This is a genomic window from Duganella dendranthematis, from assembly GCF_012849375.1.
Lineage (GTDB): Bacteria > Pseudomonadota > Gammaproteobacteria > Burkholderiales > Burkholderiaceae_D > Rugamonas > Rugamonas dendranthematis.
Genome location: NZ_CP051684.1, coordinates 3160146 through 3177072, shown reverse-complemented (window position 1 = coordinate 3177072; position 16927 = coordinate 3160146). Strand labels below are relative to the sequence as shown.

At 63.7% G+C, this 16927-nt stretch carries 12 protein-coding genes; 7 read left to right on the top strand and 5 right to left on the bottom strand.

The features are described from left to right. Window positions 1-49: 49 nt before the first annotated feature. Entirely contained in the window at window positions 50-2083 is a 2034-nt protein-coding gene (locus HH213_RS14460) for a S9 family peptidase (RefSeq protein WP_229263470.1), read from the bottom strand. A 164-nt stretch (window positions 2084-2247) separates the two neighbouring features. Continuing rightward, window positions 2248-2505 (bottom strand): hypothetical protein, encoded by a 258-nt coding sequence (locus HH213_RS14455; protein ID WP_110889079.1) that lies wholly within the window; start codon window positions 2503-2505, stop codon window positions 2248-2250. A 98-nt stretch (window positions 2506-2603) separates the two neighbouring features. On the opposite strand from HH213_RS14455, the gene HH213_RS14450 reads away from it, so the two are divergent. The 3 genes from HH213_RS14450 (at window position 2604) to HH213_RS14440 (ending at window position 4874) form a co-directional block, all read left to right on the top strand. Then, the gene (locus HH213_RS14450) at window positions 2604-3182 is read left to right on the top strand and encodes a TetR/AcrR family transcriptional regulator (RefSeq protein ID WP_169112676.1); all 579 of its coding nucleotides are present in this window, start codon (window positions 2604-2606) and stop codon (window positions 3180-3182) included. Between the two features lie 65 nt (window positions 3183-3247). Beyond that, complete coding sequence (locus HH213_RS14445; RefSeq protein WP_371875702.1) at window positions 3248-3958, top strand: SDR family oxidoreductase; 711 nt, start codon at window positions 3248-3250, stop codon at window positions 3956-3958. Between the two features lie 352 nt (window positions 3959-4310). Further along, window positions 4311-4874, top strand: a complete 564-nt coding sequence (locus HH213_RS14440) for a hypothetical protein (protein WP_110846596.1) — start codon at window positions 4311-4313, stop codon at window positions 4872-4874. On the opposite strand, the gene HH213_RS14435 is transcribed toward HH213_RS14440, so the two are convergent. From HH213_RS14435 to HH213_RS14425, 3 genes are all read right to left on the bottom strand, one after another. Beyond that, window positions 4871-7657, bottom strand: a complete 2787-nt coding sequence (locus HH213_RS14435; RefSeq protein ID WP_169112675.1) for a TonB-dependent receptor — start codon at window positions 7655-7657, stop codon at window positions 4871-4873. The genes HH213_RS14440 and HH213_RS14435 overlap by 4 nt on opposite strands. A 117-nt stretch (window positions 7658-7774) precedes the next feature. Then, entirely contained in the window at window positions 7775-8971 is a 1197-nt protein-coding gene (locus HH213_RS14430; RefSeq protein ID WP_169112674.1) for a glutamate carboxypeptidase, read from the bottom strand. Then, the gene (locus tag HH213_RS14425; protein WP_169112673.1) at window positions 8968-10425 is read right to left on the bottom strand and encodes a M20 family peptidase; all 1458 of its coding nucleotides are present in this window, start codon (window positions 10423-10425) and stop codon (window positions 8968-8970) included. Before HH213_RS14425 ends, HH213_RS14430 begins: the two co-directional genes overlap by 4 nt. A gap of 107 nt (window positions 10426-10532) precedes the next feature. Between HH213_RS14425 and HH213_RS14420 the strand changes: the two genes are divergently transcribed. The 4 genes from HH213_RS14420 (at window position 10533) to HH213_RS14405 (ending at window position 16833) form a co-directional block, all read left to right on the top strand. Further along, on the top strand, window positions 10533-11642 hold the full coding sequence (locus HH213_RS14420) for a GlxA family transcriptional regulator (protein WP_229263432.1): 1110 nt from the start codon (window positions 10533-10535) through the stop codon (window positions 11640-11642). Beyond that, a complete protein-coding gene (locus tag HH213_RS14415; protein WP_169112672.1) occupies window positions 11639-13099 on the top strand; it encodes an MFS transporter in 1461 nt (486 codons plus the stop codon). The genes HH213_RS14420 and HH213_RS14415 overlap by 4 nt, the downstream gene beginning before the upstream one ends. Before the next feature lie 72 nt (window positions 13100-13171). Continuing rightward, complete coding sequence (locus HH213_RS14410) at window positions 13172-15532, top strand: S9 family peptidase (RefSeq protein WP_169112671.1); 2361 nt, start codon at window positions 13172-13174, stop codon at window positions 15530-15532. Window positions 15533-15540: 8 nt separating this feature from the next. After that, complete coding sequence (locus HH213_RS14405) at window positions 15541-16833, top strand: alpha-amylase family glycosyl hydrolase (RefSeq protein ID WP_169112670.1); 1293 nt, start codon at window positions 15541-15543, stop codon at window positions 16831-16833. Window positions 16834-16927 lie beyond the last annotated feature (94 nt).

Genomic DNA, 16927 nt, shown 5'->3' with positions numbered 1-16927 from the left:
GGGAGCCCATACTCAGCATGGATTCCCGCGTGCGCGGGAATGACGTTGGTTATTTTTTCTTGGTATAGGTGTCCAGCCAGTCGATCACCGTGTGATGCCACAGTACCGAGTTGGCCGGCTTCAGCACCCAGTGGTTCTCATCCGGGAAGAACAGCAACTTGCTCGGAATGCCACGGCGCTGCAGCGCAGTGAACGCGCCCAGACCCTGCGTGGTCGGAATCCGGAAGTCCATATCGCCCTGGACCACCAGCATCGGCGTTTTCCAGTTCTTCACCTTCAGCGCCGGGTTGAATTTCTCGTGCAGCTCCGGCACATCGTAATACGCGCCGCCGTTTTCCCACTCGGTGAACCAGATCTCTTCGGTCGAGTAAGCCATGCCGCGCGCATCGAACACGCCGTCATGATTGACGATGCACTTGAAGCCATCCGACCAGTTACCCTGGATCCAGTTCATCATGAAGCCGCCGTACGACGCGCCCAGCGCGCAGCTGTTCTCGCGGTCCAGCCATGGATATTTCGCCACCGCCGCCGCCAGACCTTTTTGCAAATCTTCCAGCGGCTTGCCGCCCCAGTCGCCGCTGATCGAATCGGTGAACTTCTGGCCGTAGCCGGTCGAACCGTGGAAATCGATAAACACCGTCGCATAACCGGCGCCCGCATACACCTGCGGATTCCAGCGATAGCTCCATGAGTTGCCGAAGCTGCCCTGCGGGCCGCCGTGCACCAGGAAGGCGATCGGATATTTCTGGCCCGGCTGCGCATTCCACGGCTTCATCACGTGACCATACACGGTCTCGCCATTGGCGCCGGTGAACGAGAACTGCTCGTACTCGCCGAACTTGACATCGGCCAGCGCCGCTTCGTTCAAATGGGTCAGCTGGTCAGCCTTTTCGCCGGCCGCCGCACCGCCACCCAGCTTGAACTTGAACAGCTGCGCCCCGGCCGACAGATTGGCCTGCGCCATCACGATCGTATCGCGCGCCACGTCGAAGCCGGCCACATAGCCCTTGCCGGTCAGCGCCGTCACCTTGCCGCTGGCGGCATCAATCGAGAACAGGCGGTGTTGGCCGACATCATCGGCGGTGGCCAGGATGGCCTTGCTGTCCGGGGTCCAGCGGTAGTCCGCAATCGAGCGGTCCCAGCTGTCTGCCACAGTGCGCTTCTTGCCGGTCGCCACATCGATCAGCACCAGATGGAAGCGGTCGGCCTCGAAGGTCGGCTTGTCCATCGCCACATAGGCCAGCGTCTTGCCGTCCGGCGAATAAATCGCCTTGGCGTCCCACGCCTGGTTGTCGGCCGTCAGATTTTTGGTCTCGCCGCCAGCCGCTGGCACCGTATAGACATCGAAGTTGGTTGACCAGGCCTCGGTACGGCCGGCGATGCGGGCCGAGAAGGCCACCGTCTTGCCGTCCGGGCTGAAGTGATATTCGTCATGGTCGCCGAACGGCTTGGACGGCACATCGCCATCCAGCTTACCGGTCAGGCTGACCGGCTGCGCGCTGACCTTGCCAGTGGCATCGATCGGCGCCGAGTACAGCACATTGTTGCGGCCATCGGCCCAGGTATCCCAGTGGCGCACGAACAGCTTGTCGAACACCTTGCCGCTGGCCTTGACCTTGGCCTGCTCGTCCAGGCGTTGTTTGGTGCATGCCAGGTCGGCGCAATCGCGGAACACGGCCATGCTGAACAGCAAACGGTCGCCCTGCGGCGACAAGCGGAAATTATCGACGTCCAGCGGCAGATCGGTGACCTTGCTGGCTTCGCCGCCGCCCAGCGGCAGACGCCACACCTGCGACGAACCGGAACGGCCCGACAGGAAATAAATCGCCTCGCCGTTCGGCGCCCATTCCGGGTCCGCGCTGCTGGCGGCGGCCTGGGTCAGGCGCACGGGCGCCGCCTGCGGGTGGCGCAGGTCGAGCAGATACAGCTGGGTATTGCCGCGGTTCTTGTCGAGGTCGGTGGTGCGCACGGTGTAGACCACGCGGGTGGCGTCCGGCGACAGCACCGGGTTGCCGACCCGCTCCATCTTGACCATGTCTTCGACAGTGAAACCGCGCGGCGCGGCCATCGCACTGGACGCCATGGCGGCGCCCAGCAGCAGCAAGGGAATCTCATTCGATCTCTCCGATGTTATAAAAAATATACCAGCTTGTGGCCGGGCATCGGGAATCATACCAAGAGCGCCGCTTGCTGCGACATATCCTCAGGAAATTGTTACTTTACGCTACTTACAGCGTGCCGCCGGAGTTAGCGGCGGCTGGCCGGATCGACAGGCATGGTAAAGCGGCGCTGGTCCAGCAACTGCTCCGCATTGGCGTTCTGCACGTCCGGATTGGTGGAGCAGTCACGGCGCTTGATCGAACTGCCGGTCGGCGCATCGTCATAATTGGATTTGCACTTGACCGCCGCCGTACTCGGCGCCGCCGGATCCACCGCCACCTCGGGCTGCGACGCGCACGCCGCCAGCACCATCAGACACACACCGCTCAACAAAACTGCCTTCATCACCGCTCCTCCAAATAAAGTAACTAACTTTCATATACTATCAGTTTCATAGAAAAAAAACCGTTGACTTTATTAAGACGACCGGTCATATTACATACATGGCCAAAGCAAACGTTAAAGAGCAAATCCTCACCACCAGCGTCACCCTGCTGCATAGCAAAGGGTTCAACGCCACCAGCGTGCAAGACATCACCGACGCTGCCGGGGTGCCGAAAGGCTCGTTCTACAACCACTTCACCAGCAAGGAAGCGCTGGGGATGGAAGTATTACAACGTTACCTGGCCGCCGTGGCCGACCTCGGCGCCGTGCTGCACGACCGCGCGCTGCCACCGCAAGCCCGGCTGCGCCAGTATTTTGACAACATGATCGCCGGCAACGCCGCCAACGACTTCCACAGCGGCTGCCTGCTGGGCAATTTCAGCACCGAATTGTCCAACCAGATTCCGGCCATCCGCAGCGCCATGCAGCACGCCTTTGCCGCCGGCGCAGAGACCCTGGCGGAAGTCATCGCCGAAGGCCAGCAGGACGGCAGTATCGGCAACAAAATGCCGGCAGCCGAGCTGGCCGCCTTCATCAACGACGCCTGGCAAGGCGCGGTATTACACGCCAAAGCCGAGCAAAGCCGCACCCCGCTGGACCGTTTTGCCCGCATGGTATTGAGCAATATCTTGTCGTGATTTTTTTTCGGCCATTTTAAGATGACCGGTCATATTGTAGCTACTTAAACCACTCGAAAGGAACCATGATGAACCTCAAAGACTCCGTTGTCCTCGTTACTGGCGCCAACCGTGGCCTGGGCAAAGCCCTGGCCGAAGCCGCCGTCAAAGCCGGCGCCCGCAAAGTCTACGCCGCCGCCCGCAAACCGGAAACCGTGGACATCGCCGGCGCCACCCCGATCAAGCTGGACGTGACCAACGCCGCCGACATCGCCGCCGCCGTGCAAGCCATCCCCGACCTGACCATCCTGATTAATAACGCCGGCATCCACGTGGTGGGCGGCGTGATCCGCGCCGACGCCACCGAAGCCGCCCGCGCCGAACTGGAAGCCAACTTCTTCGGTCCCCTGGCGCTGAGCAACGCCTTCGCCCCGGTACTGGGCCGCAACGGCGGCGGCGCCATCATCAACATCCTGTCAGCGCTGAGCTGGGCCAGCTTCCCGACCACCGGCACCTACAGCGCCTCGAAAGCCGCCGCCTGGGCCCTGACCAACGGCCTGCGCGGCGAACTGGCCGCCCAGAACACGCAAGTGGTCGGCGCCCACATGGGCTACATGGACACCGACATGACGGCCGACGTCGACGCCCCGAAATCCAAGCCAGCCGACATCGCCAGCGCCATCTTCACCGCGCTGGAAGCCGGCGCCGACGAAGCGCTGACCGACGACGTGTCGAAACAAGTACGCGCCAGCTTCGCCGCCCCACGCGCCTTCTACCTCGGCGCCCCACGCGCCTGAGCGATGTCGCAATGCAGCATTGAGGTTGCGGCCAAAAGCGGCCGCAACCGATAGAAAAAATTATTGTAACGTGCAAGAAATGGCGTATTTTCGCGTGACGAAACCGGGCATAATCTACCACGCAGCCAGGTGAAAAGCGCGCGTTGCAAGCCGGCTTGACGTGTGCGCAATTCGTTTTCCCCGCCGGTAATGCTTCGCTTTGTATTGCCTCACAACCAGTTGTGAACAATTGTAAATCGGCGTTGTATGAGCCTGTTTATCACGCTAAGGTAGCAGCTTGAACCTCGGGCGTGTCGGCTCCTCTGCGACGACCTCCGCGCAGCCGACGTCACACGGAACCACGGGAAACGCTATGCTTACTGCCACCTATGTCTTGTTGACACTCTCCATCGAACAAAAGAAAGAACGCCACTTCATCTCGCGGCTGCTGCAGTACGTGCAGACCATCGCCCGCCGTCCACAGGAAATCGACCCTGTGTTCATCGAATCCCAGCTCAAGGAACTGACCAGCTTCGCCGAATCGCGTCACCAGCGCAAAGTGGAAGCCTGCCTGATGCCGGCCGTGCGCGCCGCTGAACCGAATTGCGCGCCGCTGATGAACGACCTCGAATCGCTGAGCAAGCGCGGCAGCGCGATGCTCAACGCCGTCTACCGCTGCCTGCGCCGCGCCATGCGCCGCAGCGCCTCGCAGGGCAATTTCCTGTGCAAGACCATCGACCTGTATTGCCAGAACCTGCTCAAGCGCCTCGACAAGGAAGAGCAGGAACTGCTGCCGCTGGCGCAAAAAGTCATCTCCAGCGAGGAGTGGTTTGAAATCGGCAGCAAATTCCTGGCGCAGGACGACGACAACGCCGCCTCGCGCCCGGAACTGCGGCCGGTCCGTAGCCGCATCTATCCCAGCGGCGCCGCCGTTTAACGGAAGGCGTAGCTGGCGTTGACGTAGACGAAGCGCCCGCGCGGATCATAAGTGCTGACGTCATAGCCATACTGGAACTGCGCCGCCACCGGCACAAAGGTCTGCGGCTGGCGGTCGAACAGATTGCGCACGCCGAGCGTCAGCGTGGTGTTCTTCAGCCCGCGCCACGTCAGGTTGGCGTCGTAGGTCGCCATCGCTCCCATGAACACCCGCTGCCCCAGCAAATCATGCGCGGCCTCGTAACGCGCGCGGTAGTTCTGGATCAGCGTGGTGGCCAGCGCGCCCTGGGTCCAGGTCGCGTTCAGCGTGTGCTTCCAGCGCAGCACCACGCCGCCGGCATCGGCGCCGATCACCGGCGTGCCCTTGCTGTCGACCAGCGTCCCCACCTTGTGCGACAGCACCCCGCCCGGACTGGTCTGGTCGAACTTGTCCATATACGTGCCGTTCAGCGCCACATCCAGCTTGCCGGGGCCGAAGGCCTGGCGGCCGCTGATGAACACGTCCGCGCCCTGCACCGTGGCGTTGCCGGTATTGGCCAGCACCGTCTTGACCAGATCGATATCGTTGCCGTTCAGGACCACCAGATTGGCATACGCCGGATCGCCAGCGCGGTAGCGCGACACCACCTCCTGCGCCGACGGCGTCGCCAGGATGTCGGTGATCTTGATGCGGAACCAGTCCACGCCCGCGTTCAGCCAGCTGGCCGGCGACCACACCACGCCCACCGACGCCTGGCGCGATTCCTCCGGCTTCAGGTTCGGATTGCCGCCGGTGACGCCATTCACCTGTAATGAACTCTGGCCGGTTTTCGGATCGCTGAACGCCACCGTGGTACCGACCACCTGCGGCGTCCACAGATCGCTCAGCGTCGGCGCGCGGAAGCCGCTGCCGAGCGAGCCGCGTAACAGCAGGCTGCGCACCGGCTGCCAGCGCAGGCTGGCCTTGTAATTGGTCGACGCACCGACATCGTTGTAATGGTCGTTGCGCAGCGCCAGATTGGCCTCCACGCTGCTCAGCAGCGGCGCATTGATCTCGCCGAACACCGAACGGATGGTGCGGCTGCGGTCCACCGCGGCCAATGCGCCGCCCGCCCCGCCGACGTCACCGCTCAGAATCGCCGCGCTGGGCGAAATCTTGTAGCTCTCATGCCGCGCCTGGACGCCGGCCGCATACTGTACCGCGCGGCCATCGAGCTTGAACAGATCACCGGTGATCTTGCTGTCGATCAGATCACTGTCCGACCAGCCGTCGATGGTCTTGCCGGTGTACTGCGCCGTCTTCAGCTTCTCCGCCAGCGCGCCGGTCTGCACGCCGCCCGGCGCCCACGGATTCCAGTTATTGGCCGGATCGTTGATGATCTTCGCATACTCCACCTGCAGGAAGTACCCGGACGGCAGCGATCCCGACACCTTGCTGCGGTTGGAGGTCAACGCCACTTCGTAATCCTGTCCCCACACCGTGCCGCGCGCGCCGCCGACGAAGCGCGACTGCGTCGCCACATCACGCGACTGGCGCGGCCCGAAATCGAACACGCGGCTGGTAATCGCCAGCGGTTGGCCAATGATCGACGTAAAGCCCTGCGCCGTCAGATAAGGCACCACAATCGACTGATACACCGGATTGCTCGGATAAAGGATCAGCGACGGATCGACCTTCTGTTGGACGAACGCGCTATCCGCCACCAGGAAGCTGCGCCGCTCAGGACTGGTCTGGATGGTGTTGGTCACCACACTACGCGACAGCAGCGCATCGGCAAACAGCTGGTGGTCTTCATTGATCTTGAAAGTCAGATTACCGGTCAGATTGCCCAGTTCACGCGCCGGAATCAGATTGGTGGCCGAGGCGCTGTCATACGCGCAGTAAGGCGCGCCCTTGCTGCTCGGCGTCGGATTCTGGAACATCTGGATATCCGCGCACTTGCCCTGCGCCGCCAGCGGATTGCCGTAGCCGGTCGCCGGCGACGCGCCAAAGCCCGCGCCACGGTCATTCGGATACGCACCCGGAATCACCACGCCCTCGATATTGCCCTGCCCCGTCGCGCCGGACACGTAATACGGCATATTGTTACCCGACTTGGCGTAATCGCGGTCACGCCCGAACAGCGCCTTCTCCTTCTCCCACGACGCCGACACCACCGCGCTGTAGCCATCGCGCTCCAGGTTACCCAGGCCGCCGGTCACCGACGCCTTGTTATTCTGCCCGCCGCCATGCGTGGTCGGCGAACCCGTGCCGCCACTGACCTCAATGCCCTCAAAACTCTTCGATAAAATGAAGTTGACCACACCGGCCACCGCATCGCTGCCATACACGCCGGACGCGCCATCCTTCAGCACCTCGATGCGCTCGATCGCCGCCAGCGGAATCACATTGACGTTGACCGTGGCCCCGCCGCCGCCCGCAAATGCCGCCAGCCGGCGGCCATTGACCAGCACCAGCGTGCGCTGCGCACCCAGCCCGCGCAGCGAAATCGACGACAGCCCGAACGTGCCGCTCGACGCCCCGGCCGCATTCGAGGTCGCGCCGGCCGACGACAGCGACGCGATCGACGCCAGCAGCCCCTCCGTGCTGGTGGCGCCGATGCGCTGGATATCCTGCTTGCTAATCATCTGCACCGGCAGCGCGGTTTCCGAATCGGCGCGCTTGACCGACGAACCGGTCACCTCCACGCGCTGCATCTTCTCGCCGTCCTCCTGCGCGGTGGCTGGCGCGATCACCACCGTCGCCGCCAGCCCGCCGGCGAACATCATGCGCAATGCCTGCGCCAATACAGTTTCCTTCATCATGCCTACTCCCTTTGATTGATTTTTTTTAGAATGCAGCAGTCCCCGCCGGGCGGCTTGGAGGCCGTCCGGTACGTGGCTGCTGTTGGTGGTACTGAGTGGTGAAGCCTTACTGAGAATTTACCGAGAGGCGCCTGCTTCCTGCATCATGCGGCTGAGCAGATACAGTCGCGGCACAATCGAATCGATGGTGATGTATTCATCCTTGCCATGCACGCCATCGCCGGCCAGGCCAAACGCCTCCAGTACAATGGCCTTGCCGGATCGGCTGGCGTAGCCGGCGTCGGTGCCGCCGCCGGTGCCGGGATACAGCGCCAGCTTGCGGTCGATCTCACCGTAAATGGCCTGCGCCCTGGCCGCCCACGCGCGCGCCGCATCGGTAGCGATGAACGGCGGCCGTCCCTGCTCGATCGCCACCGTGGTGACGGTATCCGCCACCAGCGGCTTGGCCACCTTCTCGCTGAGTGCCTGCTGCAAGCGCTGCGCACCATCGGCCGCGCTCAAGCGCACGTCACCCTGCGCGGTAGCGCTGGCGGGAATCTGATTGGTCACCAGGCCGGCATTGGCGCGCGTCCAGTTCAGCTGCGCGCCGGGCACATTGATATCCTGCGTTTGCAGCAGCTGGTGCGACAGCTCGATCAGCGCATTGCGGCCAACCTTCGGCGCCACGCCAGCATGCGCGGCGCGGCCCTGCACCGTCATGGTCGCGGTGGCGATGCCGCTGGCGCTCAGCAGAATGCCCTCCATCTGTGCGCCATTCGGCTCGCAGGAAAACACAAAATCATGCTGCGCCGCCTGCGTGGCGATCCACTCGCCGGACGCGCGCGAACCGACTTCCTCATCCGGATTAAAGATCACGGTCAGCTGCGCATAGTCGCGCCAGCCGCGCGCATGCAGCATTTCGATGGTGTGCAGAATCAGCGCGATGCCGCTTTTGTCGTCGGCAATGCCGGGACCATACACGCGGTTGCCGTCCACGTGATACTGCTGCGTGGCCAGGATGCCCGGCTGGTACACCGTATCCATATGCGCGATCAGCATCAGCCGCTTGCTGCCCTTGCCGGTGAAGCGGCCGGTGACGATACCATCCTTGCGCTCCACCGCCGCACCCAGCGCCGTCAGCCGCCGCGCGCTGACATCGGCCACGCGCGCCACGCCGGCCGTATCGCTGCTGCCCGATTCGATCAGTACCAGCTCCTTGAGCGTCGCCAGCAACGGGGCCTGCTGTGTGCGCGCCGCCTCCAGCAAGCCCTGATCGGCCGCCATCGCACCATGCAGAACGCCACCCAACACCACCGCGAGTATCAGCTTCTTCATTTACCGTTCCTGGCCAGTTGCACATAGAAGCGGACCGCTTCCAGATAGTTATCGATGCCGATGCGTTCATTGGTGCCGTGGAAGCGCGGCAGATCATCCGGCCCGGCGCGCACCGGCGAGAAACGGTACAGATGCTCGCTCACATCCTTGTAATGGCGCGAATCGGTGGCGCCGATCACAATCCCCGGCGCCACCGCTGCATCGCTGAACACCTCGCGAATGGTGCGGTTGATCAGCGCGTACTGCGCCGACTCGATCGGCGAAATACGCGACGGCTCGGACGCCCCAGCATCCAGCTGCGCATGCACCGCATCGTTATTGACGGCCTGCTTGACGTGCTCCATCACGCCGCCCACCGTATCGCCGGGACGAATGCGGAAATTGACCACCGCATCGGCGCGGCCCGGCAGCACATTGTCCTTGTTCCCCGCATGGACCACCGTCAGCGCGGTGGTGGTGCGCAGCATGGCGTTGGTGCCGGCCGCCTGCTCCAGCTGCTTCTTCACCACAGGCCCGAACAGCCACAGGTTGGATAGCGCCACCCGGTTCATGCCGTGCATCTCCGGTGCGATGGTGTCGAAAGCATCGCGCGCCACGCCACTTAATTCGGCCGGCATCTGGTGATGCTCCAGGTCTGTCAGCGCGGCGCTCATCATGCCGATCGCGGTCCGCTGCGGCGGCATCGACGAATGGCCCGGCGCCGTGGTCACTTGCAGATTCACGCTGGCATAGCCCTTCTCCGCCACCCCGATCAGCGCCACCGGCTTGCTGACGCCGGCCATGATGCCCTCGGTGACCAGCATGCCCTCATCCAGCACATAGTCCAGCTGCACGCCGCGCGACTTCAGCAGCCGCGCAATCTCCACAGCGCCGCGACGGCCGCCGACTTCCTCGTCCGCGCCAAAGCCGAAATAAATCGTGGCGCGCGGCTGATAGCCCGACGCCAGCAAATACTCCACCGCCTCCATCTGCGCCACCAGGCTGCCTTTGTCATCCCACGAGCCGCGGCCCCATACAAAGCCGTCCTTCACCACACCGTCGAACGGCGGCTGCTGCCAGTTGGCTTCCGTACCCGGCGCCACCGGCACCACATCCTGGTGCGCCAGCCACATCACCGGCTTGGCCTGCGCATCGCTGCCCTGCCACGTGAACAGCATGCTGTGGCCGATCATCTCGCGCTTCAGCGCCGCATGCATGCGCGGGAACGCCTGCGCCAGGTATGCCTGCATGCGCTCAAACTCCTCTGCATTGACATCGCCGGACGCCGCATCGGAAATTGTGCGGAACTTCAGCGCACCGGCCAGCCGCGCCGCCACGGCATCGCGCTCCAGCGCCAGCGGCGCGGCCGGCGTCACCGTAAGTTGGCGCGACGTCAGCCGCCAGGTATTCCACGCCACCGCCGCGACAATCACAGCGATAGCCATAAGTGCGGCATACAAAAGTCGCTTCAACATAAAATGAAAATCCATGTAAAAAAGTGCGCCAGATTGGTGCGCAACGCGACCTTGCGTTGCCCTTTTCGGACACTGTTGTTTTGATTTCTTGCGAACGATTCTAAAGCTTGCCTAAGCAATATCGTGCAGCTAATATCGCCAATATGCAGACCAATCCCGCCACCGACCTCGCACCACTTGACGTGCAGCTGCTATGGCTACCGGAAGCGATGCCGGGTAATTTATTTGCCGCCATCGATGTGCTGAATGTGGCGGCAGGGATACTACAACTGCGCAAACCCCACTTGCCGGCGCCGCTGACGTGGCGTGTGATCACCCCACCCGGCATCCCATCACCGCTCAACGCCGACGCCATGGCCGGCATGCAGAAACTGGCGCCGCAAGCACTGCCGCCGAACCGCACGCTGATCGTGGTGCCCGGCCTGGCCGCGCGCAACGCGCCACACCTGGGCGACATCGCCGAGCGCCATCCCGACGTGCTGCAACTGCTGCACGACCACGCGCTGCACGGCGGCCTGATTGCCGCCTGCTTCACCGGCATGGTGTTCCCGGCGCGTCTAGGCTTGCTGACCGGCGCCCCGTGCGCGCCGCCTTGGGCCTATCAATCGTGGATGAAACTGCACTTCCCCGAAGGCGACTTCGACACCGACGAACCGATGTCCTTCCACGAACGCGTATCGACTTGCGTCGCGCCCGGCCTGCAAACCGAATTCATCGCCGCCCTGCTGGGCCGCCTGCTCGACCCCGACCTGATGGAAGGCTGCCTGCAAGTGCTGCAATACCAGCAGCGCCGCCAGCAGATCACCTCCGAACTAAGCGGCGTATGGCTGACGCCCACTTCCGACAGCCCGGTGTACCGCGCCACCCAATGGCTGCAAACCAATCTGGAACAGCCGTACAACCTGCAGGCGCTGGCCGAAGCCGCCGCCACCAGCGAACGCACGCTGCTGCGCCACTTCCGCCAGGCGGTCGGCATGACGCCGCTGGAGTATCTGCACAAGCTGCGCGTGGAGCGCGCCAAGGTGATGATGGAAGTCTCGCTGCACAACTTCCACACCATCGCCTCCGCCTGCGGCTATGCGGACGCCGGCTCGTTCCGCCGCCTGTTCCAGCAGGCCACCGGAATGAATCCCAGCGTCTACCGCGAACGCTTCACGCTGCGCGCGCGCCGGCCGCATTGGAAGGTTGAACAAAAATCGCAAGAGGCACTCACATGAGCCACGGCGCCAAAATCCTGCACCTGCGCGGCGCTGCCGGCATGAACGCCATCTACCGCAAAGTCAGCTGGCGCCTGCTGCCGTTGCTGATGCTGTGCTACGCGGTGGCCTACCTGGACCGCGTCAACGTCAGCTACGCCAAGCTGCAAATGGGCGCCGACCTCGATTTCAGCAACCAGACCTACGCCTGGGGCGTGGGCATCTTCTTCATCGGCTACTGTCTGTGCGAGATCCCCAGCAACCTGCTGCTGGAAAAAATCGGCGCCCGCAAAACGCTGCTGCGCATCATGCTGTGCTGGGGCGTGACCGCCGCTGCCGGCGCCTTCGTGCGCGAGCCGGTCGAGTTTTACGTAATCCGTTTCCTGCTTGGCGTGTTTGAAGCCGGCTTCTTCCCCGGCGTGATTCTCTACCTGACCTACTGGTATCCGGCGGCGCGGCGCGCGCGCGTGATCGCCCTCTTCGCCTCGGCCGCGCTGCTGGCCGGCGTCGCTGCCGGACCGCTGTGCGGCGCCACGCTGCAATACATGCACCAATATGGCGGCCTGCAAGGCTGGCAATGGCTGCTGGTGCTGCAAGGCCTGCCGGCCGTGCTGCTCGGCGTTTTCGCCTACGTCTACCTCGACGACAAGCCGGAAGACGCGCGCTGGCTGTCATCGTTTGAACAGCAGATGATCGAACAGGATCTGGAGCGCGACGAAGCGATGCTCAACGCCGCCACCGGCGACGACGGCCATGCCCACGCCCCGTACGCGCAGGACGCCCGCAACAGCGCCGCGAGCATCAGCGCCTCGGACGATACCGACGCCGAGCCGCCATCCGCCTTCGTCACCATTTGGTCGCTGCTGCGCCAGCCCACCATCGCGCTGCTGGCCGTGACCAACCTGCTGCTGATGGGCGCCAGCTACGCACTGATCTTCTGGTCGCCGACGCTGATGCAGCGCTGGGGCGCCGGCAGCCATATGCAGCTTGGCCTGCTGGCCGCCATCCCCAACCTGGCCGGCGTGATCGGCATGATCCTGATCGGCTACGACTCCGACCGCCGGCGCGAACGGCGCGGCCACTTCATCGCCTGCATGGTGCTAGCGGCCGGTGGCCTCGGACTGGCTATCGCGGCCGACAATCGCCTCACCTGGTCGCTGGCCGGCCTCACGCTGGCCTCGATGGGCATCGCCGCCGCCTCGCCGCTGCTGATCTCTATCGTCACCGGCATGTTGAATCGGCGCCGCGCCGCCACCGGCATTGCGCTGATCGGCAGCTTTGGCCTGCTGGGCGGCGCTTTCGGCCCACCGCTCAGTGAACGCCTGCTGGCCTGGGGCGACAGCGCTGCCATGCTGGCCGCGCTAATCGTCCTGTATCTGGCGGCCGGCGCCATCCTGCTGCTGGCATTGCGCTTCGCACCGCGCCACGGCGATCCGAACACCGGTCGTGGCCAAACCGACAAGATGGCCCGCAGCTAGCGCATGGGCTAGAATCTGGGAGGCGCTGCGATCCGGCGCTCCCGTTCACCCAACCTACAAGCGAAACTATCGATGCGTTTTGTATTGCCACTTCTGGCCACCGCCATTGCGGCCCACGCCGCTGCCGTCAACGCTGCACCAACGCCCATCACCCTCGATCAAGCCATGGCCAATCCGGACTGGATCGGCAACCCGGTGGAATCCGCCTGGTGGGGCTGGGACAGCCGCCAGGTCTACTTCAAGCAAAAACGCAACGCCTCCGCCCCGCGCGACACCTACCAGATCGCCGGCAGCGCCGCCAAGCTGGTGGAAGAAAAACAGCTGGCCAACCTCGATAGCGCCGACCCGGTCTACAACCGCGAACGCACCCGCGCCGTCCTGCTGCGCAACGGCGACCTGTTTGAACGCGACCTGAAAACCGGTGCGCTGACGCAGATCGTGCGCGGCACCACGGCGGCCTCCGACGCCCAATACGCCGCCGATGGCAACCACGTGCAGTTCCGCGTGGGCAGCGACTGGTTCAGCTGGAGCCGCAGCGAACGCCTGGTGTCGCCGGTGGCGCTGCTGCGCACCGCCAAAGACCCGGACGCCGCCCCCGACGCCGACTTCCGCCGCGACATGCAACTGCGCCTCATCACCACGCTGGCGCAACTGAAGAAGGACAAGGACGACACCCGCGACCAGCGCAACACCGACCGCGCCGCCGACGCCACCCGCGCGCCGCTGCCGATCTACCTGGGCGACAAGGTCACCATCGAAACCAGCTCGCTGTCGCCGGACGGCCGCTACATGCTGGTGGTCACCGCCGCCAAGGATGGCGACAAGCGCCGCATCGGCAAACTGCCGAAATACGTCACCGAATCCGGCTACGAAGAAACCGACGAAGAGCGCAAGCGCGTCAGCGAAGCCGGCCCGCTGGCGCATCAACTGAAACTGATTGAAGTCGCCACCCGCAAAGTGACCGAGCTGTCGTTGGACGACCTGCCTGGCATCAAGGAAGATCCGCTGGCCGCGATGCGCGTCGCACAGAAACTCGATCCGATCAAAGGCAACCGCGCCGTGCGTTTCGAGGGCCGCGAAGACTCGATCCGCTGGAGCGCCAACGGCGCGCGCGTGGCCGTACTGGCGCAAGCCATCGACAACAAGGATCGCTGGATCGCCGCCGTCGACCTCGGCGCCGCCAGGCTGCAACCGCTGCACCGCCTGAGCGACGCCGCCTGGGTCAACAACCGCGGCAACGACTTTGGCTGGCAGCCGGACAACAGCACGCTGTGGTACGAATCGGAAGAAAGCGGCTACGCGCACCTGTACCTGCGCACCGCCGACGGCAAGGCGCGCGCGCTCACCTCGGGCAAATGGGAAGAGTCCAATGTCACCTGGTCGGGCGACGGCCAGACCGCCTACTTCATGTGCAATCCGAAACTGCCTGGCACCTATGAGGTCTGCTCGACCAACACCAAAGACGGCGCGCTGAAGGAGCTGACGTCGCTGGGCGGCGTGGAGAGCTTCGCACTGTCGCCGGACGGCCGCAAGCTGCTGGTGCGCTACTCCACCGCCTACATGCCGACGCAGATCGGCACCGTCAGCAGCAGCGGCGGCGCCGTCACCCAGCTGACCGACACCCGCACCGCCGACTACAAGGCGCGTGAATGGATCGAGCCGCAAATCGTGCCGGTGCCATCGACCCACGGCGCCGATCCGGTATGGGCCAAGCTGTATCGCCCGGCCACGCTGGAAGCGGGCAAAAAATATCCGGTCGTGATGTTCGTGCACGGCGCCGGCTACCTGCAAAACGTCACCAAGCGCTACCCGGTCTACTTCCGCGAGCAGATGTTCCACAACCTGCTGGTGCAGAAGGGTTACATCGTGATCGACATGGACTACCGCGCCTCGCTCGGCTATGGCCGCAACTGGCGCACCGCGATCTACCGCCAGATGGGCCATCCGGAACTGGAAGACTACGTCGATGGCTTGAACTGGATGGTGGCCAATCAGCAGGGCGACGTCAAAAACGTCGGCATCTACGGCGGCAGCTACGGCGGCTTCATGACCTTCATGGCGCTGCTGCGCGCACCGGACCAGTTCAAATCCGGCGCGGCGCTGCGTCCCGTCACCGACTGGACCACCTACAACCATGAATACACCGCCAACATCCTGAACACCCCGGAGCTGGACCCGGAAGCGTACAAGGTATCGTCGCCGATCGAATATGCCGATAAACTGAAAGGCAACCTGCTGATCGCCCACGGCATGATCGACGATAACGTCTTCTTCCAGGACTCGGTGCGCATGGCCCAGCGCTTCATCGAACTGAAAAAGGCCAACTGGGAACTGGCGCCGTATCCGCTGGAGCGTCACGGCTTCGTGCATCCGGAATCGTGGTACGACGAATACCGCCGCATCTATGAACTGTTTGAACGCACGCTGAAATAAGGACATCTATGAAAAAGCTTGCCGCCTCGCTGATCCTGGCGACGTTATTCACCGCCGCCCACGCCGAGCCGAAACACCCGGCGTGGTCACGCAGCTCCAATGTGTATGAAGTCAACCCGCGCCAGTTCAGCAAGGAAGGCACGCTGAACGCGGTCACCGCCAGCCTGCCGCGCCTCAAGCAGATGGGCGTGGACATCGTCTGGCTGATGCCGATCCACCCGATTGGCCAGAAGAACCACAAGGGCACGCTGGGCAGCTACTATGCGGTGCAGGACTACAGCGCCGTCAACCCGGACTACGGCACCATCGACGACCTGCGCAAGCTGGTCAAGCAGGCGCACGCGCTGGGCATGCACGTCATCATCGACTGGGTGGGCAACCACACGGCGTGGGACAACCCGTGGGTGACGCAGCACCCGGACTGGTTCAAGAAAAACGACAAGGGTGAAATCTACTCGGTCACCTTCAAGAACGAAGCCGGCGGCACCGAAGAGTGGAGCGACGTCGTGGGCCTCGACTACGACAACAAGGAACTGTGGAAGGGCATGACCGACGCCATGGCCTTCTGGGTCAAGGACGTGGGCATCGACGGCTTCCGCTGCGACGCCGCCGGCCTGGTGCCGACCGCCTTCTGGGACCAGGCGCGCGCGCAGCTGGACAAGATCAAGCCGGTGTTCATGCTGGCCGAATGGAACGAACCGGCGCTGCACGACAAAGCCTTCGACGCCAGCTACGACTGGCCGCTAAATAGCATCATGAAGAAGATCGGCAAGGGCGAAGCCGGGGCCGCCGAGCTGCGCGACTACGTCACCAACCCGCCGAAAGCCTACCCGCGCGATGCCTATCGTCTGCAGTTCACCAACAACCACGACATCAACTCGTGGGAAGGTGCGGACAAGGATTTGTATGGCCCGGCGTGGGGCGCGATGACGGTGCTGAGCTACACGCTGCCCGGCATCCCGCTGGTCTACAACGGCCAGGAATCGAGGCTGGACAAGAAGCTGGAGTTCTTCGAGAAAGATCCGATCGACTGGAAGAACTATGAGCTGGAAGGCTTCTTCGCCGGTCTCAACGCGCTGAAGAAACAGAACCCGGCGCTGTGGAGCGGCACAGCCGGCGGCGCGGTGCAGTTGCTGGATGTCGGCAACCCGCAGGTGTTTGCCTTCAAGCGCCAGCAAGGCGCCAACCATGTGCGCGTGATCGTCAACCCGACCGCCCAGCCGCAGAAGTACAAAGTGCCCGGCGAACCGGGCCAGTCCACGCTGAAGCCGTGGCGCTGGCGCATCGTCGTACCAGAGTAACCCAAAAACGAAAGGGTCTGACCCCGTACGGGGTCAGACCCTGGCCGCAGCGCTGTGCGGGTTGCAGCAGTGCCGCGCACAGCGCAATCAAACA

Excerpts from the sequence above, each read along its gene's own strand:
- HH213_RS14425 (WP_169112673.1), bottom strand. The coding sequence starts at position 10,425 with ATGTTGAAGCGACTTTTGTATGCCGCACTTATGGCTATCGCTGTGATT.
- HH213_RS14455 (WP_110889079.1), bottom strand. The coding sequence starts at position 2,505 with ATGAAGGCAGTTTTGTTGAGCGGTGTGTGTCTGATGGTGCTGGCGGCG.
- HH213_RS14430 (WP_169112674.1), bottom strand. The coding sequence starts at position 8,971 with ATGAAGAAGCTGATACTCGCGGTGGTGTTGGGTGGCGTTCTGCATGGT.
- HH213_RS14440 (WP_110846596.1), top strand. The coding sequence starts at position 4,311 with ATGCTTACTGCCACCTATGTCTTGTTGACACTCTCCATCGAACAAAAG.
- HH213_RS14415 (WP_169112672.1), top strand. The coding sequence starts at position 11,639 with ATGAGCCACGGCGCCAAAATCCTGCACCTGCGCGGCGCTGCCGGCATG.
- HH213_RS14460 (WP_229263470.1), bottom strand. The coding sequence starts at position 2,083 with ATGGCGTCCAGTGCGATGGCCGCGCCGCGCGGTTTCACTGTCGAAGAC.
- HH213_RS14450 (WP_169112676.1), top strand. The coding sequence starts at position 2,604 with ATGGCCAAAGCAAACGTTAAAGAGCAAATCCTCACCACCAGCGTCACC.
- HH213_RS14435 (WP_169112675.1), bottom strand. The coding sequence starts at position 7,657 with ATGATGAAGGAAACTGTATTGGCGCAGGCATTGCGCATGATGTTCGCC.
- HH213_RS14445 (WP_371875702.1), top strand. The coding sequence starts at position 3,248 with ATGATGAACCTCAAAGACTCCGTTGTCCTCGTTACTGGCGCCAACCGT.
- HH213_RS14410 (WP_169112671.1), top strand. The coding sequence starts at position 13,172 with ATGCGTTTTGTATTGCCACTTCTGGCCACCGCCATTGCGGCCCACGCC.
- HH213_RS14405 (WP_169112670.1), top strand. The coding sequence starts at position 15,541 with ATGAAAAAGCTTGCCGCCTCGCTGATCCTGGCGACGTTATTCACCGCC.